This is a genomic window from Micromonospora sp. RTP1Z1, assembly GCF_033804685.1.
In the GTDB taxonomy this organism is placed as follows: domain Bacteria; phylum Actinomycetota; class Actinomycetes; order Mycobacteriales; family Micromonosporaceae; genus Micromonospora.
In genome coordinates this window covers 1-26,380 of record NZ_JAPFQV010000070.1, presented here as the reverse complement: position 1 = coordinate 26,380, position 26,380 = coordinate 1, and the positions used below count along the sequence as shown (strand labels likewise).

The 26,380-nt window shown below is 72.2% G+C and carries 23 protein-coding genes and 2 pseudogenes; 7 read left to right on the top strand and 18 right to left on the bottom strand.

The features are described from left to right. Positions 1–67 precede the first annotated feature (67 nt). Entirely contained in the window at positions 68–1,873 is a 1,806-nt protein-coding gene (aspS, locus tag SLP03_RS26785; RefSeq protein ID WP_319463408.1) for an aspartate--tRNA ligase, read from the bottom strand. Between the two features lie 227 nt (positions 1,874–2,100). Between aspS and SLP03_RS26780 the strand changes: the two genes are divergently transcribed. Further along, positions 2,101–2,730, top strand: a complete 630-nt coding sequence (locus tag SLP03_RS26780; protein ID WP_319463407.1) for a DUF998 domain-containing protein — start codon at positions 2,101–2,103, stop codon at positions 2,728–2,730. A 137-nt stretch (positions 2,731–2,867) separates the two neighbouring features. Here SLP03_RS26780 and SLP03_RS26775 read toward each other — a convergent pair whose 3' ends face one another. Then, complete coding sequence (locus SLP03_RS26775; RefSeq protein ID WP_319463406.1) at positions 2,868–3,917, bottom strand: S1 family peptidase; 1,050 nt, start codon at positions 3,915–3,917, stop codon at positions 2,868–2,870. 246 nt (positions 3,918–4,163) lie between these two features. On the opposite strand from SLP03_RS26775, the gene SLP03_RS26770 reads away from it, so the two are divergent. Beyond that, positions 4,164–4,994 (top strand): SGNH/GDSL hydrolase family protein, encoded by an 831-nt coding sequence (locus SLP03_RS26770; protein WP_319463405.1) that lies wholly within the window; start codon positions 4,164–4,166, stop codon positions 4,992–4,994. 69 nt (positions 4,995–5,063) lie between these two features. Here SLP03_RS26770 and SLP03_RS26765 read toward each other — a convergent pair whose 3' ends face one another. After that, the gene (locus tag SLP03_RS26765) at positions 5,064–5,540 is read right to left on the bottom strand and encodes a helix-turn-helix domain-containing protein (protein WP_319463404.1); all 477 of its coding nucleotides are present in this window, start codon (positions 5,538–5,540) and stop codon (positions 5,064–5,066) included. A 56-nt stretch (positions 5,541–5,596) separates the two neighbouring features. On the opposite strand from SLP03_RS26765, the gene SLP03_RS26760 reads away from it, so the two are divergent. After that, entirely contained in the window at positions 5,597–6,112 is a 516-nt protein-coding gene (locus SLP03_RS26760; protein ID WP_319463403.1) for a PaaI family thioesterase, read from the top strand. Positions 6,113–6,229: 117 nt separating this feature from the next. Here the strand turns inward: SLP03_RS26760 and SLP03_RS26755 are convergent, their stop codons facing one another. The 3 genes from SLP03_RS26755 to SLP03_RS26745 all read right to left on the bottom strand — a co-directional run bounded on the left by SLP03_RS26755 (position 6,230) and on the right by SLP03_RS26745 (position 9,348). Further along, the gene (locus tag SLP03_RS26755) at positions 6,230–7,168 is read right to left on the bottom strand and encodes an acyl-ACP desaturase (RefSeq protein WP_319463402.1); all 939 of its coding nucleotides are present in this window, start codon (positions 7,166–7,168) and stop codon (positions 6,230–6,232) included. Positions 7,169–7,248: 80 nt separating this feature from the next. Then, positions 7,249–8,571, bottom strand: coding sequence for a histidine--tRNA ligase (gene hisS, locus SLP03_RS26750; protein WP_319463401.1), 1,323 nt, complete (start codon positions 8,569–8,571; stop codon positions 7,249–7,251). Between the two features lie 57 nt (positions 8,572–8,628). Next, a complete protein-coding gene (locus tag SLP03_RS26745) occupies positions 8,629–9,348 on the bottom strand; it encodes an MBL fold metallo-hydrolase (RefSeq protein ID WP_319463400.1) in 720 nt (239 codons plus the stop codon). Positions 9,349–9,609: 261 nt separating this feature from the next. Between SLP03_RS26745 and SLP03_RS26740 the strand changes: the two genes are divergently transcribed. Continuing rightward, positions 9,610–10,476, top strand: a complete 867-nt coding sequence (locus SLP03_RS26740) for a peptidylprolyl isomerase (protein WP_319463399.1) — start codon at positions 9,610–9,612, stop codon at positions 10,474–10,476. A gap of 62 nt (positions 10,477–10,538) precedes the next feature. Continuing rightward, positions 10,539–11,378: a peptidylprolyl isomerase gene (locus tag SLP03_RS26735; protein ID WP_319463398.1), complete on the top strand. Its 840-nt coding sequence runs from the start codon at positions 10,539–10,541 to the stop codon at positions 11,376–11,378. A gap of 63 nt (positions 11,379–11,441) precedes the next feature. On the opposite strand, the gene SLP03_RS26730 is transcribed toward SLP03_RS26735, so the two are convergent. The 10 genes and pseudogenes from SLP03_RS26730 to ruvC form a co-directional block, all read right to left on the bottom strand. Further along, a complete protein-coding gene (locus SLP03_RS26730) occupies positions 11,442–13,931 on the bottom strand; it encodes a bifunctional (p)ppGpp synthetase/guanosine-3',5'-bis(diphosphate) 3'-pyrophosphohydrolase (protein WP_319463397.1) in 2,490 nt (829 codons plus the stop codon). A gap of 218 nt (positions 13,932–14,149) precedes the next feature. Continuing rightward, the gene (locus tag SLP03_RS26725; protein ID WP_319463396.1) at positions 14,150–14,716 is read right to left on the bottom strand and encodes an adenine phosphoribosyltransferase; all 567 of its coding nucleotides are present in this window, start codon (positions 14,714–14,716) and stop codon (positions 14,150–14,152) included. A gap of 101 nt (positions 14,717–14,817) precedes the next feature. Then, positions 14,818–16,008, bottom strand: coding sequence for a protein translocase subunit SecF (gene secF / locus SLP03_RS26720; protein WP_319463395.1), 1,191 nt, complete (start codon positions 16,006–16,008; stop codon positions 14,818–14,820). Position 16,009: 1 nt separating this feature from the next. Continuing rightward, on the bottom strand, positions 16,010–17,929 hold the full coding sequence (secD, locus tag SLP03_RS26715; RefSeq protein ID WP_319463394.1) for a protein translocase subunit SecD: 1,920 nt from the start codon (positions 17,927–17,929) through the stop codon (positions 16,010–16,012). 220 nt (positions 17,930–18,149) lie between these two features. Continuing rightward, positions 18,150–18,515 carry a preprotein translocase subunit YajC gene (yajC, locus tag SLP03_RS26710; RefSeq protein WP_319463393.1) on the bottom strand — a complete coding sequence of 122 codons (366 nt, stop codon included), beginning with the start codon at positions 18,513–18,515 and terminating at the stop codon, positions 18,150–18,152. 122 nt (positions 18,516–18,637) lie between these two features. Continuing rightward, complete coding sequence (gene ruvB, locus SLP03_RS26705) at positions 18,638–19,660, bottom strand: Holliday junction branch migration DNA helicase RuvB (RefSeq protein WP_319463416.1); 1,023 nt, start codon at positions 19,658–19,660, stop codon at positions 18,638–18,640. A 33-nt stretch (positions 19,661–19,693) separates the two neighbouring features. Then, positions 19,694–20,335 (bottom strand): annotated as a pseudogene (locus SLP03_RS26700) (LAGLIDADG family homing endonuclease); the annotation flags it as partial. 164 nt (positions 20,336–20,499) lie between these two features. Continuing rightward, positions 20,500–20,716 (bottom strand): annotated as a pseudogene (locus SLP03_RS26695) (Holliday junction branch migration DNA helicase RuvB); the annotation flags it as partial. Next, positions 20,713–21,315 (bottom strand): Holliday junction branch migration protein RuvA, encoded by a 603-nt coding sequence (gene ruvA, locus SLP03_RS26690; protein WP_319463392.1) that lies wholly within the window; start codon positions 21,313–21,315, stop codon positions 20,713–20,715. The pseudogene SLP03_RS26695 and the gene ruvA, both read right to left, overlap by 4 nt. Further along, the gene (gene ruvC, locus SLP03_RS26685) at positions 21,312–21,839 is read right to left on the bottom strand and encodes a crossover junction endodeoxyribonuclease RuvC (RefSeq protein ID WP_319463391.1); all 528 of its coding nucleotides are present in this window, start codon (positions 21,837–21,839) and stop codon (positions 21,312–21,314) included. The genes ruvA and ruvC overlap by 4 nt, the downstream gene beginning before the upstream one ends. A gap of 269 nt (positions 21,840–22,108) precedes the next feature. On the opposite strand from ruvC, the gene SLP03_RS26680 reads away from it, so the two are divergent. After that, the gene (locus tag SLP03_RS26680) at positions 22,109–22,891 is read left to right on the top strand and encodes a 3-hydroxybutyrate dehydrogenase (protein ID WP_319463390.1); all 783 of its coding nucleotides are present in this window, start codon (positions 22,109–22,111) and stop codon (positions 22,889–22,891) included. After that, complete coding sequence (locus SLP03_RS26675; RefSeq protein WP_319463389.1) at positions 22,891–24,825, top strand: helix-turn-helix domain-containing protein; 1,935 nt, start codon at positions 22,891–22,893, stop codon at positions 24,823–24,825. Before SLP03_RS26680 ends, SLP03_RS26675 begins: the two co-directional genes overlap by 1 nt. Before the next feature lie 98 nt (positions 24,826–24,923). Here the strand turns inward: SLP03_RS26675 and SLP03_RS26670 are convergent, their stop codons facing one another. Continuing rightward, entirely contained in the window at positions 24,924–25,532 is a 609-nt protein-coding gene (locus SLP03_RS26670; RefSeq protein WP_319463388.1) for a TetR/AcrR family transcriptional regulator, read from the bottom strand. An 11-nt stretch (positions 25,533–25,543) separates the two neighbouring features. Beyond that, positions 25,544–26,380: MFS transporter (locus SLP03_RS26665; RefSeq protein ID WP_319463387.1), on the bottom strand; the 837-nt coding region annotated here is incomplete at its 5' end.

Genomic DNA, 26,380 nt, shown 5'->3' with positions numbered 1-26,380 from the left:
TGTTCCCTGAAACGATCAAGCGGTCCGCGCCATCATGACGCGGACCGCTCGATCAGGTGGGGACGGCTCAGACCGGGTCGGCCACCGGGGCGGCCGGACCGGCGGTGCCGGCGTGCGGGCCGGTAGCCGCCTTCGGCTTCGCGTCGACGCCGGCCTCGGCGCGCTGCTGCGGGGTGATCGGCGTCGGCGCGCCGGTCAGCGGGTCGAAGCCGCCCCGGGTCTTCGGGAAGGCGATGACCTCGCGGATCGATTCGGCGCCGGCGAGCAGCATGCAGACCCGGTCCCAGCCGAACGCGATGCCGCCGTGCGGCGGGGCGCCGTACTTGAACGCCTCCAGCAGGAAGCCGAACTTGTCCTGCGCATCCTCGGGGGTGATGCCGAGCAGGTCGAAGACCCGCTTCTGCACGTCGCCGCGGTGGATACGGATGGAGCCGCCGCCGATCTCGTTGCCGTTGCAGACGATGTCGTACGCGTAGGCCAGCGCCCGGTCCGGCGCCTCCTCGAAGCGGTCGACCCACTCGGCGTTCGGCGAGGTGAACGGGTGGTGCACGGCGGTCCAGCCGCCCTCGTCCGTACGCTCGAACATCGGCGCGTCGACCACCCAGCAGAACGCCCAGGCGCTCTCGTCGATCAGGCCGGCCCGCTTGGCGATCTCGATGCGGGCGGCGCCGAGCAGCTCCTGCGCCTCCCGGGTATTGGTGCTGGCGGCGAAGAAGACCGCGTCGCCCGGCTTCGCGCCGACCGCGTCAGCGAGCCCACCGAGGTGCTCGGCGGAGAGGTTCTTCGCCACCGGGCCGCGCGCCTCGCCGGTCTCCGCGTCGAGCACCACGTACGCCAGGCCGCGCGCGCCGCGCGCCTTGGCCCAGTCCTGCCAACCGTCCAGCTCCTTGCGGCTCTGGCTCGCGCCGCCCGGCATGACCACCGCGCCGACGTAGCCACCCGCGTCGATCGCGCCGGCGAAGACCCGGAACCCGGTGCCGCGCAGGTAGTCGGTCAGCTCGGTCAGCTCGACGCCGTAGCGCAGGTCCGGCTTGTCGGAGCCGTACCGGGCCATCGCGTCGTGCCAGGTGATCCGCGGGATCGGCCGGGAGATCTCGTGCCCGGCGAGGTCCTTCCAGAGCGCCGAGACGATCGCCTCGCCGAGGTCGATCACGTCGTCCTCGGTGACGAAGGACATCTCGATGTCGAGCTGGGTGAACTCCGGCTGCCGGTCGGCACGGAAGTCCTCGTCCCGGTAGCAGCGGGCGATCTGGTAGTACCGCTCCATGCCGCCGACCATCAGCAGCTGCTTGAACAGCTGCGGGGACTGCGGCAGGGCGTACCAGCTGCCGGGCTGGAGCCGGACCGGGACCAGGAAGTCGCGGGCGCCCTCCGGGGTGGAGCGGGTCAGCGTCGGGGTCTCGATCTCCAGGAAGTCCCGCTCGTGCAGCACGCCCCGGGCGAGGTGGTTGGCCCGCGAGCGCAGCCGCATCGCGTTGGCCGGGCCGCTGCGGCGCAGGTCCAGGTAGCGGTACTTGAGCCGGATGTCATCGCCGGCCTCGACCTGGTCGTCCACCGGCAGCGGCAGCGGGGCCGCCTCGGAGAGCACCTCCAGCTCGGCGGCGGTCACCTCGACCTCGCCGGTGGGCAGCTCCGGGTTCTCGTTGCCGGCGGGGCGGCGGGTCACCTCGCCGGTGACCTTCACGCAGAACTCGTTGCGCAGCGCGTGCGCGTCCTCCTCGCGGAAGACCACCTGGACCACACCGGAGCCGTCGCGCAGGTCGACGAAGATGACACCGCCGTGGTCGCGCCGGCGGGCCACCCACCCGGCGAGCGTCACCGTGGTGCCGGCGTCCGTCGCGCGCAGGCTGCCGGCGTCATGGGTACGGATCACGACTTGCGTCTCCTCATCTGCGGTACACCTCTGCCCCTCGCATTCTGTCAGGGGCACCGGGGGCAGGCGGGCACCGGGCGGCCAACGGCACCCGGACGACGCCATCCCGGCAATGGGGTCGATCCGGAGCGCACGGCGACCACGGTCGCCGAGGCCTTCGGTTGCCCGGTGCTCTCCCGCACCCCGGCGGAGCCGCCGGCCGGTTGCGCCCGCGTACGGTGTGGCGGGTGCGCGCCGTACCCCGCTGGGCCCTGCTCTCCGCCGCCGCCGCTCCGGTCTTCCTGATCGGCGGGTGGACTCTGGCGGCGACCCGGCAGCCGGGCGGCTTCGACCAGGTCGGCGGGACGATCAGCGCGCTGGCGGCGGTCGACGCCACGGACCGCTGGATCATGACGGTCGGCCTGCTCGGGCTCGGGATCTGCCACTGCGTGACCGCCGCCGGACTGCGGCCGTCGGGCACCGTCGGCCGCCTGCTGCTCGCGCTCGGCGGGCTCGCCAACCTCGGCGTGGCGGCCTTCCCGCTGCCGGCCGAGCGCGGCTCCTCCGCTCCGCACGGCCTGGCCGCCGCCGTCGCCTTCGGCGCGCTGGCCCTCTGGCCGGCGTTCGCCGGCCGCGGCCGCCGCGGGCCCGACCGCGCCGCCGGGCTCCCGGCCCGTTGGGGTACGACCACCGCGGCGCTGCTGCTGGCCCTGGTCTGCTGGTTCACTGTGGAGCTGGTCACCGGTGGTGACCGGATCGGCCTGGCCGAGCGGGTGGCCGCCGGCGCGGAGGCGCTGTGCCCGCTGCTGGTGGTGGCGGTCCTCAGCCGTCGATGTCGGCGGGCAGCAGGTGGTGCACCGTCACCTCCCCCTCGGTGAGCGCCCGGGCGCGTTCCTCGGCGGCGGCGGCCACGGACGGGGGCAGCGGACTCAGCCCGGGGACGGCCGGGAGACTCGGCTCCGGACGCGGCGGAGCGGGCCGCCGGTCGCCCGGCGGCCCGCTCGCGGTCGGTCGATCAGTAGACGCTGACGCCGTAGACGCTCAGCGGCTCGGTGACCGGCTGGAAGTAGGTGGTGCCGCCGAAGGAGCAGTTGCCGCTGCCGCCGGAGGTGAGGCCCAGCGCGGTGGAGCCGGCGAAGAGCGAGCCGCCGCTGTCACCGCCCTCGGCGCAGACGTTGGTGCGGATCAGGCCGTAGACGGAGCCCTCGGCGTAGTTCACCGTCGCGTTGGTGGCGTTGACGCTGCCGCTGTGCACGCCGGTGGTGCTGCCGCTGCGCTTGACGGCCTGGCCGACGTACGCGTTGCCAGCGGTGGTGATGTCCTGGTAGGTGCCGTTGTAGAGGTAGACGTTGCCGGTCGGCACGCTGCCGTTGGTGTAGCGCACGATGCCGTAGTCGTTGCCCGGGAAGCTGGTGCCGGCCCGGCTGCCCAGCACGGTGGTCTGGCCGGAGTTCGAGTACCAGGTGGACCCGAGGTTGGTGCAGTGCCCGGCGGTGAGGAAGTAGTAGGTCGAGCCGCTGCGGACGTTGAAGCCGAGCGAGCAGCGGTAGCCGCCGGTGTAGATGGCCTGGCCGCCGGAGACGCGCTTGCTCAGCACGCCGGGCTCGGCGACCACCCGGACGGCACCGTCGGTGCGGGCGGCGGCGGCCTTGACGCGGTCGAGCTTGGCGCCGGTGACGGTGCTGTCGACGGAGACCACGACCTGGTTGGTGGCCGCGTCGGTCCACCAGGCGGTGCCCGGGATCTTGGCGGACCGCTCGAGCTCGGCGGTGGCCCGGTTCAGCGCGGCGGCGCCGCGGGTGACGAGCTTCGGCGTGGCGCCGGCGGCGCGGACCGCGCGGGCGGCGGCGGCGTCGGTGACGGCGACGACCATCGTGCCGCTGGCGTCGGCGTACGTGCCGGCGGCGTGGTCGCCGAGCCGCGCGGCGAGGCCGGCCGCGGCGTCGGGGGAAGCGGGCGAGGAGGGTGCCGCCTGGGCGGGCGCGCCGAGCAGCGAGCCGGCTACCAGGGTTCCGGCGACGGCGACGGTGACGGCGCGGCGGAGCGATGACCTCGTGGGTCGCATGAACAGCCTCCCGGATGGGGGATGGGGGACCAACTCGTGGCGAGGGCCCTGGACCAACCCGGCTAGCTGGGGGAACCGGCCGGGCTGAGTGAAGTATTCACATGTTTAAGATCCTGAGCAAGACCCTGTTATGCCCGAATTCACCCAACGGCCACAGGTAACGGCTCCGCAACATTGTGGACACAGACCGTCATCTATACGATCCGGTCACCGTCGCATTCCCGGCACCGTGATCCGGAGGCCACGATGACCATCCCCCGACGCGTGCTGGCCACCCTCGCCAGCCTGACCGCCCTCGTCCTGCTCGCCGCAAGCCCGGCCAGCGCCGCCGCCACCCCACCGCCCAACTCGATGGCCAGCCTCGGCGACTCCATCACCCGCGGCTTCAACGCCTGCGGCTGGTACGTCGACTGCACCTCCCGGTCGTTCAGCACCGGCGACTACTCCACCGTGAACAGTCACTACCTGCGGATCCGCGCGGTCAACCCGACCATCCAGGGCCGCAACTACAACGACGCGAAGACCGGGGCCAGATCCGCCGACATGTACGGCCAGGCCGGCACCACGGTCGGCCAGGGCGTCGAGTACGTCACCATGCTGATCGGCGCCAACGACGCCTGCACCAGCTCGGAAGCCACCATGACCTCGGCGACCACGTTCCGGGCCAACATCGACAGCGCGCTCAACCGCCTCAAGGCCGGGCTCCCCAACGCCCGGGTGGCGGTGCTCAGCGTGCCCGACATCTACCGCCTCTGGTACATCGGCAAGGGCAACGGCAGCGCGCTCACCGCCTGGTCGACCTTCGGCATCTGCCAGTCGATGCTGGCCAACGCCACCTCCACCGCCCAGGCCGACGTCGACCGGCGGGCCCGGGTCCGGCAGCGGGTGATCGACTACAACGCCCAGCTCGCCCAGGCCTGCGCCGCGTACGGCGCGAACTGCGACTTCGACGACAACGCGGTGTTCAACTACCCGTTCGCGCTCAGTCAGGTCTCCGGCTGGGACTACTTCCACCCCAACACCAGTGGCCAGGCGGTGCTGGCCAGCATCTCGTACGCCAACGGCTTCGGTTGGTAGGCGCTCCCACGGCGCGCGGGCGGCCCACCGTCCGCGCGCCGACTCGCGTACCCGGGCAGACGCCGCCGGTCAGTCGACCCGGCGGCGCGCCCCCGGACCCGGACGGGGCACCACGTCGCGCGGGTCCGTCACCTCGTGTCCCGCGGCGCAGCGCAGCTCGACGTGGACCTCCGCGCCGCAGTCCCGATGGGTGACCCGCAGCGGGGAGCCGTCCGGGTCGGCGAGGTAGCGGTCGCCCCAGCCGAGCACCGCCACCAGCACGGGCCAGAGGTCGAGGCCCTTCTCGGTCAGCCGGTACTCGTGGCGCACCCGGCTGCCCGGCTCGCGGTACGGCTCGCGGCGCAGCACCCCCTCCTCGACCAGCGTGGCGAGCCGGTTGGTCAGCACCTGTCGCGGGATGCCGGTCCGGACCCGCATGTCGTCGAAGCGGCGGATGCCGTTGAAGACCTCGCGGAGCACGACGAGGGTCCACCGCTCGCCGAGGATCGCCATCGCGCGGGCGATGGTGCAATTCTCCACCGACCAGTCCAGTGCCGCGGGTCTCATGCCGACCAGGCTAGGTCTGATTGACAGACTCAGCAACGCGCTGCCAGGCTGAGTCCATGACACAGACGCAGGATCCCGCGCGCAGCCGTACCTTCTCCTGGTCCGACCCGGTGGCGGGCGCCGCGCAGATCGGCCGACGCGGCGGACTGGAACTGCTCCGCGCGATGATCGACGGCGAGCTGGCCGCCCCGCCGGTGATGCACCTGATCGACATGGCCCGGATGGAGGCCGACGAGGGCCGGGTCGCGGTGGAGCTGGTGCCGCAGGAGTTCCACTACAACCCGCTCGGCACCGTGCACGGCGGGGTCATCTCCACCCTGCTCGACACCGCCGCGGCATGCGCCGTGCACACCACGCTGCCGGCCGGCGTCGGCTACACCTCGCTGGACCTGAACGTGAAGTTCCTCCGCCCGGTGACGGTCGCCAGCGGCACCCTCCGCTGCGAGGGCACGGTCCTTCAGCGCGGTCGCCGCACCGCCCTCGCCGAGGCTCGCCTGACCGACGCGGCAGGACGCCTAATCGCCCACGCCACCTCCACCTGCCTCCTCTTCCCCCTGGACCAACCCTCCTGACCCGCTCCCCCTGCCCCCCGCCCTGCCCCCTGCCGATCTTGCACTTGGGGCCTTCGGTGCGGGCGTGATGTGGCTTTTGTCGGGGTACAAGTGCAAGATCACGGAGCGAGGGCGAGGTCAGGCGCGGGTGGCGAGGCGGGCGGCGCGGGCGGCGCGCTTCTCCTCGAAGCGGGCGGCGCCCTGCTCCAGGTCGTCGAGGTGGCGAGCGACCTGGTCGCGGGCGGCCTCGCCGTCGGAGTTCAGGCCGGTCACGCTGAACACGTCCCACTGGCGCAGCACCGGGACGACCACCTCGTCGCGGTGCTGGCGCAGGTCGTAGATGCCGGCCAGGGCGATCGCCACGGACTTGCGGGCGAAGCCGTCGATGCCGACGCCGGGCATCTGGAAGTCGGCCAGCACGTCGGCGACGGCCCGCATGGCCTGGCTCGGGGCCAGCTCGAAGGCCGCGGCGAGCAGGTTGCGGTAGAAGACCATGTGCAGGTTCTCGTCGGCGGCCACCCGGGCCAGCAGCGCCTCGCAGGCCGGGTCGCCGGTCGCCCGGCCGGTGTTGCGGTGCGAGATCCGGGTCGCCAGCTCCTGGAACGACACGTACGCCAGGGAGTGCAGCACCTCGTCGCCGTGCGCGTTGATGTAGCCCGCCGCCATGTGGGTCATCCGGGCGCGCTCCAGGGCCACCGGGTCGACCGCCCGGGTCACCGTCAGGTAGTCACGGATCGCGGTGCCGTGCCGCCCCTCCTCCGCCGTCCACCGGTGCACCCAGGTCCCCCACGCGCCGTCCCGGCCGAAGAGGGTGGCGATCTCGTGGTGGTACGAGGGCAGGTTGTCCTCGGTGAGCAGGTTGACGATCAGCGCCGTCCGGGCCACCTCGGGAATGGTCGAGTCGGACTCCGACCAGGCCTCGCCGCCGAGCGGGCCGTCGAAGGTGCGGCCCTCGCTCCACGGCACGTACTCGTGGGGGAACCACTCCTTCGCTATCGACAGGTGCCGGTCGAGGTTCTTCTCCACCACGGCTTCGAGTTCGAGGAGCAGGGCGGTCTGGCTCAGCGAAGCGGTCATGCAAGTCTCTCCCTACGGTGGCGTAACTTACGCTACCGTAGGTCTTCTCGGCCGTACGCGCGAGTTATAGCTCCAATAGCTCAGCTGACCAGCGGCTTCAGGTCCGCCCGGGGAGGCGTCCACTCCCCCGCCGCCGCCGCGACCTGCTCGCCGGAACGGATGTCCTTCACCTCGTCGCCCTCGGCTGCGGGGAACCAGACGTACGGGATGCCCCGCCGCTCGGCGTACCGGATCTGCTTGCCGAACTTGGCCGCGCTCGGCGACACCTCGGTGGGGATGCCCCGGGAGCGCAGCGCCTCGGCGACCGAGTTGCTCGCCGGCCGATCCTCCTCGGCGGTCACCGCGACCAGCACGCAGGTCGGCACGCTGCGGGACACCGAGAGCGCCTCCGCGCCGAATAGCAGGCCGAGCAGCCGGGTAACCCCGATCGAGATGCCCACTCCGGGGAAGCGGACGGACCCGGAACTGGCCAGGTTGTCGTACCGGCCTCCGGAGCAGATCGAGCCGAACCGCTCGTAGCCCACCATCTGCGTCTCGTAGACGGTGCCGGTGTAGTAGTCCAGGCCGCGGGCGATGCGCAGGTCGGCCACGCAGAGGCCGGGCGAGTGGGCGGCAGCGGTCTCCACCACCGCGACCAGTTCCTCGATGCCCTCGTCGAGCAGCGGGTCGGTCACCCCGAGGGCGCGCACCGCGTCGGCGAAGGAGGCGTCCGGCGCGGAGATCTCGGCCAGCGCCAGCGCCGCCTTGGCCTGCGCCTCGCTCGCCCCGGCGGTCTCGGCCAGCAACTCGGCCACCTTCGCCGGACCGATCCTGTCCAGCCTGTCCACCGCGCGCAGCGCCGCCTCGGGGTCGCTGATCCCGACCCCCCGGTAGAAACCCTCACAGATCTTGCGGTTGTTGACCTGGATCCGCACCGGCGGGATCGGCAGCGAGCGCAGCGCGTCACCGATCACCAGCGGCATCTCCGCCTCGTAGTGCGCGGGCAGGGTGTCCCGGTCGACGATGTCGATGTCGGCCTGGAGGAACTCGCGGTAGCGACCCTCCTGCGGCCGCTCGCCGCGCCACACCTTCTGGATCTGGTAGCGGCGGAACGGGAACTGCAGCTTGCCGGCGTTCTCCAGCACGTACCGCGCGAACGGCACGGTCAGGTCGAAGTGCAGGCCGAGCGAGTCATCCCCGGCCGGCCCCTCGGCGTCGGCCTGCAGCCGGCGCAGCACGTAGACCTCCTTCGAGGTCTCCCCCTTGCGCAACAGCTGGTCGAGGGGCTCCACCGAGCGCGTCTCGAGGGGGGCGAAGCCGTACAGCTCGAACGTGGCGCGGATCCGGTCGAGGACGAACTGCTCGATCATCCGCTGGGCGGGCGTCCACTCGGGGAATCCGGAGATGGGCGTTGGCTTGCTCATGACGTACTCCTCGCGTACCGCGCGGACCGCGCGGGGAAAGTCGTGAATGCGGGGCGGCTACAGGCCGCGGGTGGGCGCGGCCGGGCGCGCGTCGTCGGTCCCCGCCACCTCGACGAGGTACGGGTTGTTCGCGCGCTCGCGGCCGATCGTGGTCGCGGGGCCGTGGCCGGGCAGGACGACGGTGTCGTCGGCCAGCGGGAGGACCTTCTCCCGCAGGCTGGACAGCATCCGGGGCATGCTGCCGCCCGGCAGGTCGGTGCGGCCGATCGAGCCGGCGAAGAGCACGTCACCGGAGAGGCAGATCTGTTCGGCCTCCCAGGGCGAGCCGGCGCCGGGCATCCGGAACAGCACCGACCCGCCGGTATGGCCGGGAGCGTGGTCGACGGTGATCTCCAACCCGGCGAGAGCCAGGGTCGCGCCGTCGGTCAGCTCGGCCACGTCGTCCGGCTCGGCGTACGGCAGCCGGCCGCCGAAGAGCTGGGTGAGGTCCATGGAGAGCGCCTTCGACGGATCGGCGAGCAGCTCCCGGTCGTCCGGGTGGATGTACGCCGGGATGCCGCGCGCGCCGCAGACCGGCGCCACGGAGAAGGTGTGGTCCAGGTGGCCGTGGGTGAGCAGCACGGCGGCCGGGTGCAGGCGATGCTCGGCGAGCACGGCGTCGAGCCGGTCCAGCACCCCGATGCCGGGGTCGACCACCACGCACTGCTCCCCCGGCGCGGTCGCCACCACATAGCAGTTGGTGCCGAAGGCGTCCGCGGGAAAGCCGGCCACGAGCACGTCCGCTCCCCTTCCGTCGAGTCGTCGTCTCCGTCCAGCAGCCTAGTCGGACGGGCGAGCGCATTGTTCCGACCCAGCGGTCCCAGCGGCCCCGGTGGGCACAGTGACATACCCCGATAAACCCAGGCCGGACCTCGTACCCCACGTTCACAGCGGCTACCCGTACACTCTGGCGGGCGTGTGGCGTGGCGCACCTGCCGCCCGACGGGCGGAGGACGCCCGGGCGCCGGCGACGACCAGGGCAGAGGAAGGGCAGCACGAGTGGCTTCCAGCAGGGACCGGCAGCGCAAAATGGCGCGGGCCAAGCTCGACCGGCAGCTCGCCCGGCGGGCCGCGGCCACGAAGCGCCGCCGGCAGATCCAGGCCGGCGTGGGCGCCGCCGTGGTGCTAGCGCTGATCGTGGTCGGGTCGGCCTGGGCGCTCGGCGCGTTCGACGGCAAGTCGGACAAGAAGGCCGCCGAGGACGTCTGCGTGTGGACCCCGCAGGACGCCAGCGCCAACACCAACCTCAAGGACGTCGGCACCCCGGCCACCACCGGCCTGCCGACCTCCGGCACCCGGGCGATGACGATCACCACCAACCAGGGCACCCCGATCACCGCCCAGCTCGATCTGGCCGCCGCGCCGTGCGCCGGGGCGAGCATCGCCCACCTGGCCGGCAAGTCGTTCTACGACAACACCAAGTGCCACGAGATCACCACCGAGGGCGCGCTGCGCTGCGGCGACCCGAGCGGCACCGGGATCGGTGGCCCCGCGTACTCGTTCTACGACGAGAACGTCCCCACCCCGGCGCCGAGCCCGTCCGGCAAGCCCGCCGCCGGCCAGCCCCCGGCGTACCCGAAGGGCACGGTCGCCATGATCGCGAACCCGCCGGGCGCGAACGGCAGCCAGTTCCTCGTCTTCTTCAAGGACTTCAACCCGGCCAAGCCGGTCTACCCGGTCATCGGCAAGGTCACCGCCGGCCTGGATGTGGTGGAGAAGATCGGTGCCCTGCCGACCGTGGACAATGGGAGCGGAGCCAAGGTCAAGCCGAAGACCGACGTGGTGATCCAGAGCCTCACGGTCGGCGAGCCGACCGCCGCACCGGCCGCCACCAGCGCGCCCGCGGCCAGCCCCAGCGCCGGCTGATCCGGCCGCCCACCCACCGCAGCGGCAGCGTCCGCGCCCGAGAAGTTTCGTAAGGAGTGACCGTGACGTCCACCAGAGAGCGGCAGCGCGCGGCGGCGCGGGCCCGACTCGAGCGGGAGATGGCCGAGCGCTCGGCCCGCGCCCGCAAACGCCGGCAGACGCAGGCGATCGTCGGGGCCGGTGCGGTCCTGCTGCTCGTGGTCGCCGGCACGGTCTGGCTGGCCACCGCACTCGGTGGCGACGACGACAAGAAGCAGCACGCCGGGTCGGCCGGTGGCGCCGCCCAGTGCGCCTACACCGAGGTCCCCAAGGAGGGGCGCCCCAAGGAGATCAAGGACGTCGGTCTGCCGGAGGCCCAGCAGAAGGACACCGGCACCCAGACCATGACGATCGACACCAACCTGGGTCCGATCACCGCGAAGATCGACCGGGCCGCCGTGCCCTGCACCGCGGGCAGCTTCACCCACCTGGCCAGCAAGGGCTTCTTCGACAACACGAAGTGCCACCGGCTGGTGACCGAGGGCATCAAGGTGCTGCAGTGCGGCGACCCGAGCGCGACCGGCAACGGCTGGCGGCAGACCGACGGCACCGGCGGACCGGGCTACAACCTGGCCGAGGAGAACCTGCCGACCGACAAGCGCCCCGCGTACCCGGAGGGCGTCATCGCGATGGCCAACTCCGGCCAGCCGGGCAGCACCGGCAGCCAGTTCTTCATCGTGTACGGCGACTCGCAGCTCGACCCGAACTACACCGTGCTGGGCAGCGTCACCGGCGGCATGGACCTGGTCAAGCAGGTCGCGGCGGCCGGCGACGACAAGGCCTTCGCGCAGCAGGCCGGCGGCGGCCACCCCAAGAAGGAGATCGTCATCAACAAGCTGGCGATGAGCGACATCCAGGGCTGAGCCCGCTCGTACGACGACGAAGCGCCCGCCGGCTGAGCCGGCGGGCGCTTCCGTGTCCGTGCCTCAGGCGCCCGAGGTGACCCGGTACGCGTCGAAGACGCCGTCGACCTTCCGCACCGTGGCCAGCAGGTGGCCCAGGTGCTTCGGGTCGGCCATCTCGAAGCTGAACCGGCTCACCGCCACCCGGTCCCGGGTGGTGGTGACGGTGGCGGAGAGGATGTTCACCCGCTCCTCCGACAACACCCGGGTCACGTCGGCCAGCAGCTTGTGCCGGTCCAGCGCCTCGACCTGGATGGCGACGAGGAAGGTGGAGGCGGAGGTGAGCTTCCAGCTGACCTCGACCACCCGCTCGGCCTGCGCCCGCAGGTCCTCGGCGTTGGCGCAGTCGTCGCGGTGCACGCTGACCCCACCGGAGCGGGTGACGAAGCCGAAGACCGCGTCCGGTGGCACCGGGGTGCAGCAGCGGGCCAGCTTGATCCAGACGTCGCTGACCCCCCGGACCACCACGCCAGGATCGTTGCTGCTCTGCCGGCTGCGCGGCGGCCGGGTGGCGACGGCGGTCTCGGCGATGTCCTCCGCCGCGCCCTCCTCGCCGCCGTACGTGGCCATCAGCTTCTGCACGACGGACTGGGCGGAGACCTGGCTGTCGCCGACCGCCGCGTACAGCGAGGCGACGTCGGCCAGGTGCAGGTCCCGGGCGATCGCCATCAGCGCGTCCGAGGTGAGCATCCGCTGCAACGGCATGCCCTGCTTGCGCATCGCCTTGACGATCGAGTCCTTGCCGGCCTCGATCGCCTCCTCGCGCCGCTCCTTGTTGAAATACTGGCGGATCTTGGTGCGGGCGCGCGGGCTCTTGACGAAGCCGAGCCAGTCCTGCGTCGGGCCGGCCGTCTCCGACTTCGAGGTGAAGATCTCGATCACGTCGCCGTTGGAGAGCGTCGACTCCAGCGGCACCAGCTTGCCGTTGACCCGGGCGCCGATGCACTTGTGCCCGACCTCGGTGTGCACCGCGTACGCGAAGTCCACCGGCGTCGACCCGGTCGGCAGCGGGATGACGTCACCCTTCGGGGTGAAGACGTACACCTCCTGGCTGGACAGGTCGAAGCGGAGCGCGTCGAGGAACTCGCTCGGGTCCGCCGCCTCCCGCTGCCAGTCCAGCAGCTGACGCAGCCAGGTCATCTCGTCGATGTGCGCCGGCGGGCCGACGATCTGGGTGCCCTTGTGCTCCTTGTACTTCCAGTGCGCGGCGATGCCGAACTCGGCGGTGCGGTGCATCGCGTACGTGCGGATCTGCATCTCCACCGGCTTGCCGGTGGGCCCGATGACCGTCGTGTGCAACGACTGGTACATGTTGAACTTGGGCATGGCGATGTAGTCCTTGAACCGGCCCGGCACCGGCTGCCAGTTGGCGTGGATGACGCCCAGCGCCGCGTAGCAGTCCCGCACCGTGTCGACCAGGATCCGCACCCCGACCAGGTCGTAGATGTCGTTGAAGTCGCGACCTCGCACGATCATCTTCTGGTAGATCGAGTAGAGGTGCTTCGGCCGCCCGGTGGTCTCCGCCTTGATCTTGGCGGACTTCAGGTCGGTCTGCACCTTCTGGGTCACCTGACGCAGCAGCGCCTCGCGCTGCGGCTGGTGCTCCCCGATCAGGCGGTTGATCTCCTCGTAGCGCTTCGGGAAGAGGGTGCCGAAGGCGAGATCCTCCAGCTCCCACTTGATCGTGTTCATCCCGAGGCGGTGCGCGAGGGGAGCCAGGATCTCCAGCGTCTCCTTCGCCTTCTGCTCCTGCTTGGGGCGGGGCAGGAAGGTGAGGGTACGCATGTTGTGCAGCCGGTCGGCGAGCTTGATCACCAGCACCCGCGGGTCCTTGGCCATCGCCACGACCATCTTGCGGATGGTCTCCGCCTTGGCCGCGTCGCCCAGCTTGACCTTGTCGAGCTTGGTGACGCCGTCGACCAGCAGCGTGACCTCGCCGCCGAAGTCCGCGCGCATCTGGTCGAGGGTGTACTCGGTGTCCTCGATGGTGTCGTGCAGCAGCGCGGCGACCAGCGTGGTGGTGTCCATGCCCAGGTTGCCCAGGATGGTCGCCACCGCGAGGGGGTGGGTGATGTACGGGTCGCCGGACTTCCGGTACTGGCCGGAGTGCCAGCGCGCCGCGGTGTCGAACGCCCGCTGCAGCAGCCGGGCGTCAGCCTTGGGGTGGTTCACCCGGTGGGTGGCGATCAGCGGTTCGAGCACCTCGCTGACCTGAGAGGTCTGCCACGGTGCGTTGAACCGGGCCAGTCGGGCGCGAACCCGTCGCCCGGTGGGCGCGTTGGACAGCGCGAAACCACCGCTCGGCGAGGGATCGTCTGAGCCGTCGATCGGGAACGGCACCACGACCGCGCCGCCGGGCGCCGCGCCACCGTCCGTGCCGGCCTCGGGGCCGACGCCGCTGCCAGAGCCCGTCACCCGGGCCGGCGGGTTGACGCTCCGCTCGGTCACCGAGCCGTCCGCGTCGCCTGTCGGGTGCACCGTGCCCTCCGCCGGAGGGACGACCTCGTGGGACACCGGCCTCCTCACCGCTCACCGGGATGCGCCGACCGTGCGGCCGACGTCCGTGTCAACCGGCTGTGGGGCCGGTGTTGTTCCGCGCCGACCCGCGGCCGGCGGCCTTCCGCCGCCGGACGGTCGCCCGCCCGGTCAGCAAAGGGCAATGCTACCCGCAGGCAGGGTGCCCCGCCGCTCCGCCGGACGGTCCCCGCCCGGTCCGCCCGAGGGGCGCGGCATCAAACGGTCAACAGGGCATGGACCGGACGCGGGGCCAGCCGGTCCCGCCCCTTGAGGAAGGCCAGCTCCAGCAGCACGGTGAAGCCGGCGACCGTGCCGCCGGCCCGCTCCACCAGGTCGAGGGTGGCCTCGGCGGTGCCGCCGGTGGCGAGCACGTCGTCGACCACCAGCACCCGGTGGCCGGCGGTGAAGGCGTCCTGGTGCACCTCCAGGGTCGCCTCGCCGTATTCCAGGGCGTAGGAGGCCGAGTACGCCGGGCGGGGCAGCTTGCCGGCCTTGCGCACCGGCACCACGCCAATTCCGGTCGCGTACGCGATGGCGGCGGCGATCACGAAGCCGCGCGCCTCGATGCCGACCACCGCGTCGAACGAGTCACGCCCGTGGTACGTCACGATCCCGTCGATCACCTCGCGGAACACGTCACCGTCGGCGAAGAGCGGCATCAGGTCCTTGAACATGACGCCGGGCTTCGGGAAGTCCGGCACGTCCAGCACCCGGCTGGCCACCAGCCGGGCGACCTCCGGGCCGCTGTCTCCGCGTACCCCGGTGCTGTGGGTCTCCGTCACGGTTGTCCCGCTTCCCTTCGACGACGACGGCGTCCGCCATGCTGCTCGCACGGCATGGCGGACGCCGTCGGGTCGATCGCTACCGGGTCCGGCGGACCGGGTCAGCGGCGCTTGGCGCCGCCCGGCCGGTTGCCCCCGCCACCGCTGGGGCGACCGCCCCGGGCGCCGGTCGGGCGCTTGACGGCCGGTCGGGCGCCCACCTTCGGCGCCGCGCCGGCCAGCGCCGCGGCCTCCGGGTCGACGGCCTCCTCGCCGGCCTCGGCGGCCCGCGGCGCGCCCTTCGGGGCCAGCTCGCCCCGGGCGATCGCGCCCCGGCGGGCCAGCACCCGCTTGTGGTGCGCGCTGATCCGCGGGTCCTGGTTCTTCAGGAGCACCAGCAGCGGGGTGGCCAGCAGGATCGAGGTCATGAACGCCACCGCCATCCCGACGAAGAGCACCAGACCGAGGTCCTTCAGCGTGCCCGCGCCCAGCAGACCGGCACCGATGAAGAGCAGACCGCCGACCGGGAGCAGGGCGACCACCGAGGTGTTCAACGACCGCATCAGGCTCTGGTTCAGCGCCAGGTTGGCCGCCTCGCCGTAGGTCAGGTTGTTGTTCGCGGTGATGCCCCGGGTGTTCTCCTGGACCTTGTCGAAGACGACCACCACGTCGTAGAGCGCGAAGCCCAGAATGGTGAGGAACCCGATGATCGTCGACGGGGTGACCTCGAAGCCGACCAGCGAGTAGATGCCGGCGGTGAGGATCAGGTTCATGAACAGCGAGCTGATCGCGGCGACGGCCATCCGCCACTCGAAGCGCAGGATCAGGTAGATCGACACCACCGCGAGGAAGATGATCAGGCCGAGCAGCGCACGTTCGGTCACCTGGCCACCGAACGACGCGCTGACCTGGTTCGCGCCGACCTGCTCGAACTTGAGCCCGAACTTCTGGGCGATCTCGGTCTTCACCTCGTTCGACTGCGTGGGCGTCAGCTCCGAGGTGCGCATCTCGTACGAGTCGCCGCTGGTGCCGCCGACCTTCTGCGCGGTCGCCACCTCGGCGCCGCCACCCTTGGTCCGCAGCACGTCGTTCACCGACCGCTCGGCCTCGTCCAGGGTGCCGACGCTGGCCGGCACCTGGAGCGAGGTGCCGCCGGCGAACTCGATGCCGAGGCTGAAGCCCCGTACGGCGAAGCTGAACACCGCGATCAGCGCCAGCACGGCGGCGACGGTGAACCAGAGCTTGCGCCGGCCGACGATGTTGAGATCGGCCTCGCCCCGGTACAGCCGGGACGCCAGACCACTCTTAGCCATCTCAGGCCTCCTTGACACGCGGGTTGCGGGGGTTGGCCTGGTCGGCCGACCGGGCCGGCAGGGCCCGACCGAGACCGCTGACCCGTGGGGACAGGAACGCCTTGGTCCGGGCGAACATCGTCATGATCGGGTGCCGGAAGAGGAAGACGACCAGCAGGTCGAGCACGGTGGCCAGGCCGAGGGCGAAGGCGAAGCCCTTCACCGTGCCGACCGAGACGATGTACAGCACCACGGCGGACATCAGGGTGATGGCGTTCGCCGAGATGATCGTCCGGCGGGCCCGGACCCAGGCGCGCGGCACCGCGCTTCGTGGGCTGCGCCCCTCCCGGATCTCGTCCTTGAGCCGCTCGAAGTAGATGACGAACGAGTCCGCCGCCACACCGAGCGAGACGATCATGCCGGCGATGCCGGCGAGGGTGAGGGTGAAGCCGATCGACCGGCCGAGCACCACCAGCGCGCCGAAGACCAGCAGCGCGGAGAGCACCAGGCTCAGGAAGATCACCGAGCCGAGCAGCCGGTAGTAGAAGAACGAGTAGATGATGACCAGCAGCATGCCGATGCCGGCGGCGAGCAGACCGGCCCGCAGCTGGCTGTCGCCGAGCGTGGCGGTGACGTTCTGCTGCTCCTGCGGCACGAAGGTCACCGGCAGCGCGCCGTAGCGCAGCTGGCTGGCCAGCGCGTTCGCGGCCTTGTTGTCGAAGCTGCCGGTGATCTGGGAATCACCGGTCAGCACGCCCTGGATCTCCGGCGAGGAGACGATCTTGTTGTCCAGGACCACCGCGACCCGGCACTTGCCGTCCTGCCCGAGGGCGGTCTGGTCGCAGGCCTGGCCCTCGTTGGTGAACGCCTCGCGGGTCAGGTTGGTCCAGTGCTCCTGGCCCTTGCCGGTGAACTGGAGGCTGACCACCCAGGAGCTGGTCTGGTCGAGCTGGGCGGAGGCGTTCTTGACGTCGGTGCCGACCACCTTCGCCACGTCGAGCAGGTACTTCGCGCCGGCCTCGCAGGCGACGGCCTTCTGCTTCTCGTCCTTGATCGACGCCGGCGGCCGCTTGTCGAGCTGGGCGCAGGTGATGGTCGGGACGTTGAACTGCGTGTCCGCCGGCAGCACCGCGATCTCCTGCGGGGAGAGCGTGCCGAACGGCTTGAGCTTCTCCGCCAGCGACGGGTTGGCGGAGACGTCAGCCGGGGCCTTCAGGCCGGTGGCGGCGGCCCAGGCGGCCGGGCCGACCTTCTGCTCGACGGCCTTGCGCTGCTGCTCCACGCTCTGCGGCACGGGCTGGGCGCTGGCGCTCGGCGACGGCGCGGCGGCGCTCGGCGAGGCCGACGGCGTCGGGGCGGCGGCGCTGGCGCTCGGCGTCGGGGCCATGCCGCCCTGCCCGCCGGCACTCGGCGAGGCGGTGACCTTCGGGGCGCTCGCCGACGGCGTCGGGGCGGCGCTGCCCGAGGGCTTCGGCGTCGCGCTGCCGGACGGGACCGGGGTCACGCTGGCGCTCGGGGCCGGGCCGGCGGTCGCGCCGCTGCCGTCGGTCGCCTTGAGGACCTTGCGGAACCGCAGCTCGGCGGCGCTGCCGACGTCGGTCAGGTCGCGGTTCACACCGGGCAGGGAGATGACGATGTTCCGGTTGCCCTCGGTGACCACCTCGGCCTCGGCCACGCCGTAGCCGTTGACCCGGTTCTCGATGATCTGGCGCGCCTCTTCGAGGTTGGCGGGCGTCGGCGGCTTGCCGTCCACGCTGTTGGTGGCCTCGAGCGCCACCCGGGTGCCGCCGATCAGGTCCAGGCCGAGCCGCGGCTCCAGCCGATCCTTCCAGCCACCGCTGGCACCGCCCGAGAAGAACACCAAAAGATAGAGGACGACGAAGACGAGCCCGAGAACGGCGAGCTGCCGTCCGGGGCGCATCTGTCCCTGAGGTGGTGCCACGGTTGTCCTGTCTCCCTGTACGGTCGCGCCGCTGGCGCAGCGCCGACGAAAGTCGGACCGGGGGTGTCCGGCCGACTGTTCTGGCGGGTCGACGCCGCCGGCCGACACGCCTCCGGGTCACGACGCGGCGGCGTCGGGGGGAGTTCCGCGTGTCGGCGTCGGGCGCCGACCCAACTATCCACTTGTGGGAATGAATCCGCTGCCCTGTCGGGGCGGTCGGTCATTCCTTGACGGCGTCGGCTTCCTCGGCCACCGGCTCGATCTCCTCGGGGCGCTCGGCCCTGGTGACCACCCGGGCGATGGCCGGGCGGGCGTACCGGGTCTGCACGCCCGGAGCGACTTCGAGCAGGACGGTGTCGTCGTCCACCTCGGTGACCGTGCCGTAGAGCCCGCCGATGGTGACCACCTCGTCGCCGGGAGCGAGGTCGGACTGCATGTTCTCGGCCTCACGCCGGCGCTTCTGCTGGGGGCGGATCATCATGAAGTACATGACGCCGAAGAGCAGAGCGATCATGAGGATCGGCGTAAGACCGCCCGCTCCTCCGCCACCCGCTGCTAGGTAATGCACGGTTGCCGACCTTCCCATTGGCCTTCGCACCTGACCCGAGGGCACCGGAGCGGAGGCGGATTCTCACATCCTGTACAGACCGCGGCGAAGTCTAATCCCTGCACCGGAGAACACCGAATGCGGCACAGATCACGTTCGGATCACGGCTGATCGGGCTGCGCAGAGAACAGATCAGGCACGGGAGGGGCATCCGTGCCAAATGTACCATTCGGCGGGGTACGCCCCAGATGCTGCCAGGCCGCCTCGGTGGCGACCCGCCCCCTCGGGGTACGCGCCAGCAGCCCGGCCCGCACCAGGAACGGCTCGCAGACCTCCTCGACGGTGTCCGGCTGCTCCCCCACCGCGACGGCGAGGGTGGTGAGCCCGACCGGGCCGCCCCGGAACGAGTCGACCAGCGCGGTGAGCACCGCCCGGTCCAGCCGGTCCAGGCCGAGCGCGTCGACGTCGTACACGGTGAGGGCGGCCCGGGCGGTTGCCAGGTTCACCACGCCCTCGGCCCGGACCTCGGCGTAGTCGCGGACCCGGCGCAGCAGGCGGTTGGCGATCCGAGGGGTGCCCCGGGACCGGCCGGCGATCTCGGTCGCGCCCTCGTCGGTGATCGGCACGCCGAAGATCCGCGCCGAGCGGCGCAGCAGCACCTCCAGATCGGCCGGGGCGTAGAAGTCGAGGTGGGCCACGAAGCCGAACCGGTCCCGCATCGGGCCGGTGAGCAGACCGGACCGGGTGGTCGCGCCGACCAGGGTGAACGGCTCGACGTCGAGCGGGATGGCGGTGGCGCCCGGTCCCTTGCCGACCACCACGTCGACCCGGAAGTCCTCCATCGCGCTGTAGAGCAGTTCCTCGGCCGGCTTGGCGATCCGGTGGATCTCGTCGATGAAGAGCACGTCGCCCTCGGCGAGGCTGGTCAGGATGGCCGCCAGGTCACCGGAGCGCTCGATCGCCGGGCCACTGGTCACCCGGAGGCCCGCGCCCAGCTCGGCGGCCACGATGTTGGCCAGGGTGGTGTTGTGCACCACGAGATCGTTGACCGTGAAGGTGTGGTCGCCATCGACTGTCAGGCACCGGCACTCATGCAGGCCGACCTGCTCGACCGAGGCCACCCGATCGGCCGCGAGCCGCTCTTCGAAGCGGTCGCGACGAGGCGCCCATTCCGCGAGTCGCATGCCCCGTTCGCCGAGCACCGTGACCCGCTGCACGAACCTCGCCACGTCATCCTGGCTGGTGATACTGAGCCGCCACGACTCGTGTGGCCTGCCCTGGTAGCGCCCCCGCTTGAGCTTCAACCGCGACTGGATGCCCAGCCGCAGCAGCAGGTGCTGGACGTCCTCGAGCAGGCCCCGCGAGACGCTGTAGTACTCGACCACCACGTCGTAGCGGTCCCGCCCGCGCCGGCTGACCGTGCCGTCGCAGGCGAAGTACGCCCCGAGGAAGGCCGCAACCTGCCAGGTGTCACCCCGGTAGACGAATGCGGGTACGCGCTTCTGCCAGGCGTTCTTGTCGAGCAGACCGTGCTCGCCGAGCCATGGCCGAAGCCCCGAGATCCTGATGAGCGAGCTGCGGGCGCTGTTCGGCCTCGTGGTGTGGGGGTACCCCAGCTGGTCGCAGGTCGACCGGAAGTCGCCGAGCACATCCTCGTCACCACCCGTGAAGGTCACCTGGTTGGTCGTGCACCCGTCGCCGATGAGATATCCGGCGAGCTTGTACTCGTCGACCTCCTCGGTGCCGTCAGCGACCAGATTCGGACACAGGACGTTGGCGACGAAGTCGCGTTCGGTCAGGTCCCCGGCCTTGGCCCAGCCCTCTGGGGTCCAGAACGGGTGGTCCGGGGCGGCGACCACCTCGCGCCCGCTGGCGGTCCGGATCCGGACCGAATCGAGCTCGCCCTGCTCGTGCACAGCCGTCACAGTGGCGCCCGCGCCGGTGCGGGTGATGACCCGGTCCCCGACGACGATGTCCCCCAGCCGCCGTCGTGAGCCGTCCTCCAGCAGCACCAGGGCGTCCACGGAGACGGGCTTCCCCAGACCGGGCGGCCCGGAGAGGAGGATGTGGTCGGGCGGGGAGCCGCGCCGCATCGCGCCCTGAAGCAGCAGGTCGAGCTGGTCGCGGACCCGGTGCTGGGCGATGAACTCGTCGAGCCGCTTCGGCCGGACGCTCGCCTCCGCGTCGAGCTCGGCGTCGCTGACGTACGCCGAGACCAGGTTGCCGTCCGGACCGGTCATCGGGTCCGGCCCAGGAGACGGATGGCCTGCTTGAGCAGGACCGGCACCGGCGGGGTCTCGCCGTCGACGGTCTCCGCGACCACGGCGACCGCCTGCTCCGCCTGGGCGGTGGACCAGCCGAGCCCGACCAGCGCCTGGCGGACCTGATCCGGCCAGGCGCCGCCGGTCACCCCGGCCGCGCCGTCGACGCCGATCGGCACCGGGCCGATCCGGTCCCGCAGCTCGAGGACGAGCCGCTCGGCGCCCTTCTTGCCGATGCCCGGCACCCGGGTCAGCGCGGCGGTGTCGGCGTTCGCGATGGCCTTGCGGACCGCGTCCGGGGTGTGCACGGCGAGCACCGCCTGGGCCAGCCGGGGGCCGACCCCGCTGGCGGTCTGGAGCAGTTCGAAGAGCTGCTTGGCGTCGTCGTCGGCGAAGCCGTACAGGGTGAGCGAGTCCTCCCGGACGACCAGGCTGGTGGCGAGCCGCGCCGGCTGGCCGACCCGCAACTCGGCGAGGGTGCCAGGGGCGCACTGCACCGCCAGGCCGATCCCGCCGACCTCCACCACCGCGTGGTCCGGACCGGTCGCGGTCACCGTGCCGCGCACGCTGGCGATCATCGCGTTCCTCCTCGTCGTGCCCGCTCGGCCGCCGCAGCCAGCTTCGATCGTGTCCCGCCCCGCCAGATGTGGCAGATGGCCAGGGCCAGGGCGTCGGCGGCGTCGGCCGGCTTCGGCGGCTCGGACAACCGCAGCAACCGGGTCACCATGGCGGTCATCTGCGCCTTGTCGGCCTGACCCGAACCGGTCACCGCCGCCTTCACCTCGCTCGGCGTGTACGTCTGCACGGGCAGCCCGGCGCGCGCCCCGGCGAGCACGGCGATCCCACTGGCCTGGGCGGTGCCCATCACGGTGCGGACGTTGTGCTGGCTGAACACCCGCTCGACAGCGACCGCGTCCGGCCGGTGCTCGGCCACGAGGTCGGCCAACGACCGGTCCAGATGCAGCAGGCGCAGCGGCAGCTCGTCGCCCGGGTCGGTGTAGACGACGTAGTAGGCGACCAGCGTGCAGGGCTTGCCCGGCACCCCCTCGACCACGCCGACCCCGCACCGGGTCAGCCCCGGGTCGACGCCGAGCACGCGCACACCGCCTCCTCCCCAGCCGTCAGCAGTACGTGTGTTCGACACCCTACTGGTGAGCCGGATCAGCCGCCGGGCGGGACACGCCGGAGGCGGCCCTGCCGCCGGGCATGGTCGACCTCGATCACCACCCTGCACCGGGTCGCCGTGGTCCTTGCCGGCACGGATCCGGGCCGGCACGGCGTCGGACGGCACCACCCCCACACAGCCAGGGGGTGGAGTATGTGTCGCTGCCCCATGTGCCGCCGGCCACACAGCTCGTAACTTCTTGCGCCATGACGGCAGAACCCGTGGCGGTCCCCCACGTCGTACGCGTCGACCTCTCCGGTCGTAGCGCCCTGGTGACCGGTGGTGGCAGCGGCATCGGCCGGGCCTGCGCACTGCGCCTGGCGGCGGCCGGCGCGAGGGTGCTGGTGGTGGACCGGAACGTGGAGGCCGCCAAGGCGGTGGCCGCCGAGGCAGGCGGTCGGGCCGAGGGGATCGACCTCGCCGACGCGGCCGCGGTGGCCCGGCTCGACGCCGACGTGGACATCGTGGTGAACAACGCCGGGCTCCAGCACGTCGCGCCGGTGCAGGACTTCTCCCCGGAGCGCTTCGAGTACCTGCACCGGGTGATGGTGGAGGCGCCGTTCCTGATCATCCGGCGGGTGCTGCCGCACATGTACGCCAACGGCTGGGGCCGGATCGTCAACATCTCCTCGGTGCACGGGCTGCGCGCCTCGCCGTACAAGGCGGCGTACGTGTCGGCCAAGCACGCCCTGGAGGGGCTGTCGAAGGTGGTCGCGCTGGAGGGCGCCGCGCACGGGGTGACGGCCAACTGCATCAACCCCGCGTACGTTCGCACGGCGCTGGTGGAGAGCCAGATCGCCGACCAGGCCGCCACCCACGGCATCGGTGAGGACGAGGTGATCGAGAAGATCATGCTGGCCCGGGCGGCGATCAAGCGGCTGATCGAGCCGGAGGAGGTGGCGGAACTGGTGGCTTACCTCTGCTCCCCGCCGGCCGCCTTCATCACCGGCGCCTCGATCGCCCTCGACGGGGGCTGGACGGCCAACTAGTGGCCTCGCGCACAATGTGGCTCATGTCGTCGCCGGTGGAGTTCCTGGAACTGCTGGCCCGGGAGGCCGCCCCGGTCGAGTTCGAGGGGCCGCTGGTGGCGGCCCGGGCCGCCGGCCTACCGGCCGAGCGGCTCGCCGAGCTGGAGCAGGCGAAGGTGGTGGCGCTGCGGGTCCGCGCGCTGCTGGAGCGCCGGCGCCGCCGGGAGATCGAGCTTTCCGGCCTGTACGACACGGCGAGCGACCTCGCCGGGCTGCGCGACCTGGACGACGTGCTGCGGGCGATCGTGCACCGGGCCCGGATCCTGCTCGGCACCGACGTCGCGTACATGACGCTCAACGACGACGAGCGTGGCGACACGTACATGCGGGTCACCGACGGTTCGATCTCGGCGCGCTTCCAGCGGCTGCGGCTGGAGATGGGCGACGGGCTGGGTGGCCTGGTGGCCCAGACCGGCACCCCGTACGTCACCTCCAACTACCAGGAGGACGAGCGGTTCCGGCACACCGGGGAGATCGACGGCGGGGTCGGCGAGGAGGGCCTGGTGGCGATCCTCGGCGTGCCGCTGCGGCTCGGCTCCAGCGTGATCGGCGTGCTGTACGCGGCCAACCGGTCGGCCCGGCCGTTCGCCCGGGAGGAGGTGTCGCTGCTGGTGTCGCTCGCGGCGCACGCGGCGGTGGCGATCGACACCGCCCGGCTGCTCGCGGAAACCCGCTCGGCGCTGGCGGAGCTGTCGGGGGCGAACAGCACCATCCGGGCGCACAGCAGCTCGGTGGAGCGGGCCGCCGCCGCCCACGACCGGATGACCGCGCTGGTGCTGCGCGGCGGCGGGGTGGAGGACGTGGCGGCCGCGGTGACCGACGTGCTGGGCGGGGCCCTGCTGGCGCTGGACGCCGAGGGACGCCAGCTCGCCCGGGTCGGGCAGATCGACGAGCCGGACCGGGCGGACATGGTGGAGGCGGTGGCCGCGTCGCGTACCGAGGGGCGCAGCGTGCGCCGTGGGCCGCTCTGGTACGCCGCGGTGGTCGCCGGCGCGGAGAACCTGGGCGCGCTGGTGCTGCGCCCGGACGGCGAGCTGGTCGACGCGGACCAGCGGATCCTGGAGCGCGCCGCGCTGGTAACCGCGCTGCTGCTGCTGTTCCGCCGGACCGTGGCCGAGGCGGAGGGGCGGGTCCGGGGCGAGCTGCTCGACGACCTGATCGCCCGCCCGCTGCGCGACGCCCACGCGCTGCGCTCCCGCGCCCGCCGCCTCGGGGTGGTCCTGGAGGCCCCGCACGTGGTGGTGGCGAGGGGCGCCTACGCGCTCGCCGCGACAGGCTCGGCCCGGCAGCGGGTGCTCTCCTGGGCCACCACGTACGCCTCGACCCGGGGCGGCCTGGCGGCGGCGCGCGACGGCCGGGTGGTGCTGATGCTGCCCGGGCGGGACGCGGGGAGCAGCGCCCGGGCGGTGGCCCGGGACCTATCCCGGGTGACCGGCCGGCCGGTGACCGCCGGCGCCAGCGGCCCGTCGGCCGGTCCGGCGTCGCTGGCGACCACCTTCGCCGAGGCGGAGCGCTGTCTCACCGCGCTGGGCGCGCTGGGCCGCTCCGGGCAGGGGGCGAGCACGGCGGAGCTGGGCTTCGTCGGGCTGCTGCTCGGCGCGGTCGGCGACTCCGGCGACCGGGACGTGGCCCGGTTCCTCACCACGACGGTGGGGCCGGTGGTCGACTACGACGGCCGGCGGGGCACCGCGCTGGTGAAGACCCTGGAGGCGTACTTCGGGGTGGGTGGCAGCCTGGCCCGGGCGGCGGAACTACTGCACGTGCATGTCAACACGGTGACCCAGCGGTTGGAGCGGGTCGGGCAATTGCTCGGCGCGGACTGGCAGAAGCCGGAGCGGGCGCTGGAGGTGCAGCTCGCGCTGCGCCTGCACCGGCTGCGGGGACCCTCCGGCTGACCCCGGCCCGCGGCGGCCCGGGCCCTCGGATCGCCGACCAGGATGATCCCGCTCGATGATCAATTCCAGGAGCGGATCTCGACCCGCGCCCGGCCGGTTCAGCGGGCGCGGATGCCGTCGAGGACGCCGTCGACGATGCGCTCGGGCAGGATGCGGTCGTCCAGCTCGGGGTGCCAGCGCAGCATCCGCTGGATGAGCATCGGCCCGGTGAGCAGCGCCATCGTCAGCTCGATGTCGAGGTCGGCCCGCAGCTCCCCGTCGCGGACGCCGCCCCGGAGCACCTCGCGCATCAGCTTCCGCCGGGGCTCGATGATGTTCTGGTAGAGCTGGAAGTGGTCGGGGCTGCGGTTCACCTCGGGCACCAGGCAGGGCATGATCTTGGCGGCGCGGGGGTCGATGTTGTGCCCGACCGCGCCGACCAGCAGCACCAGGTCGTCCCGGACGGAGTGGCCGGCCGGCTGCGGCAGGATGCCCTTGAGCCGGCGCAGCGCGTCGAGCAGCAGGGCGTCCTTGCCCGACCAACGCCGGTAGATGGTGGCCTTGCCGACCCCGGCGCGGGCGGCGATCGCCTCGATGGAGAGCATCTCGATGCTGCTGCCCTCGGCGAGCAGGTCGAGGGCGGCCTCGATGATGGCCTCGTCCGCGCGGACGCTCCGCGGTCGCCCGGGCGACCGCGGAGCATCGGCGGTGGACGTCATGTCAGACATTGTCGCCCCACCTAGACGGTCCCGGCCAACTCCGGCTCGACGACCGGTCGGGCCTCGGTGGGGCCGGTCGCCGGGCGACCCGGCATCCAGCGCAGCGCGATCAGGATGCCGAGCGCGGCCACCAGCGCGGAGAGCCCGGCCGCCCAGTGCATCGCGGCGACGAACGAGTCGTTGGCCGCCGCGATGAGCTTGGGCGCCGCCGGCCCGAGCTGGGCCGCGGCCGCGTACGCGCCGGAGATGGACTCGTCGGCGGCGTCCCGGGCCGGGCCGGGCAGGCCGGCGAGCGCCGAGGCGATGTCCTCCCGGTAGACCGCGGAGAGCACTGAGCCGAGCACCGCGACGCCGAGCGCGCCGGCGACCTGCCGCACCGTGTTGCTGACCGCCGAGCCGACGCCGGCCTTCTCCCGTGGCAGCGCCGACATGATCGATTCGGTCGCCGGCGGCATGATGTTCGCCATGCCGGTGCCCTGGAGGAAGGTCAGGACCAGCACCACCCAGATCGGCGTGACCTCGTCGACGAAGACGAACCCGCCGAGCGCCACCGCGGTCAGCACGAGACCGACCACCGCGACCGCCCGGCCGCCGAAGCGGCGGACCATCGCCGCGCTGCGCGGCGCGAAGACCAGCTGCGCGGCGGCGAACGGCAGGAAGAGCAGGCCGGTCTCCAGCGGGCTGTAGCCCCGCACCAGCTGCAGGTAGAACGCGTTGAAGAACATCACGCCCATGGCGGCGAAGAAGACCAGCCCGACCAGCGCCACCGGGGCGGCGAAGCGGGGCACCCGGAACAGCCGGATGTCCAGCGACGGGTGGTCGCTGCGCAGCTCGTGGGAGATGAACCAGCCCAGCAC

Excerpts from the sequence above, each read along its gene's own strand:
- SLP03_RS26775 (WP_319463406.1), bottom strand. The coding sequence starts at position 3,917 with ATGCGACCCACGAGGTCATCGCTCCGCCGCGCCGTCACCGTCGCCGTC.
- SLP03_RS26770 (WP_319463405.1), top strand. The coding sequence starts at position 4,164 with ATGACCATCCCCCGACGCGTGCTGGCCACCCTCGCCAGCCTGACCGCC.
- SLP03_RS26765 (WP_319463404.1), bottom strand. The coding sequence starts at position 5,540 with ATGAGACCCGCGGCACTGGACTGGTCGGTGGAGAATTGCACCATCGCC.
- SLP03_RS26760 (WP_319463403.1), top strand. The coding sequence starts at position 5,597 with ATGACACAGACGCAGGATCCCGCGCGCAGCCGTACCTTCTCCTGGTCC.
- SLP03_RS26755 (WP_319463402.1), bottom strand. The coding sequence starts at position 7,168 with ATGACCGCTTCGCTGAGCCAGACCGCCCTGCTCCTCGAACTCGAAGCC.
- hisS (WP_319463401.1), bottom strand. The coding sequence starts at position 8,571 with ATGAGCAAGCCAACGCCCATCTCCGGATTCCCCGAGTGGACGCCCGCC.
- secF (WP_319463395.1), bottom strand. The coding sequence starts at position 16,008 with ATGGCTAAGAGTGGTCTGGCGTCCCGGCTGTACCGGGGCGAGGCCGAT.
- yajC (WP_319463393.1), bottom strand. The coding sequence starts at position 18,515 with ATGGGAAGGTCGGCAACCGTGCATTACCTAGCAGCGGGTGGCGGAGGA.
- ruvB (WP_319463416.1), bottom strand. The coding sequence starts at position 19,660 with ATGCGACTCGCGGAATGGGCGCCTCGTCGCGACCGCTTCGAAGAGCGG.
- ruvA (WP_319463392.1), bottom strand. The coding sequence starts at position 21,315 with ATGATCGCCAGCGTGCGCGGCACGGTGACCGCGACCGGTCCGGACCAC.
- SLP03_RS26680 (WP_319463390.1), top strand. The coding sequence starts at position 22,109 with ATGACGGCAGAACCCGTGGCGGTCCCCCACGTCGTACGCGTCGACCTC.
- SLP03_RS26670 (WP_319463388.1), bottom strand. The coding sequence starts at position 25,532 with ATGTCTGACATGACGTCCACCGCCGATGCTCCGCGGTCGCCCGGGCGA.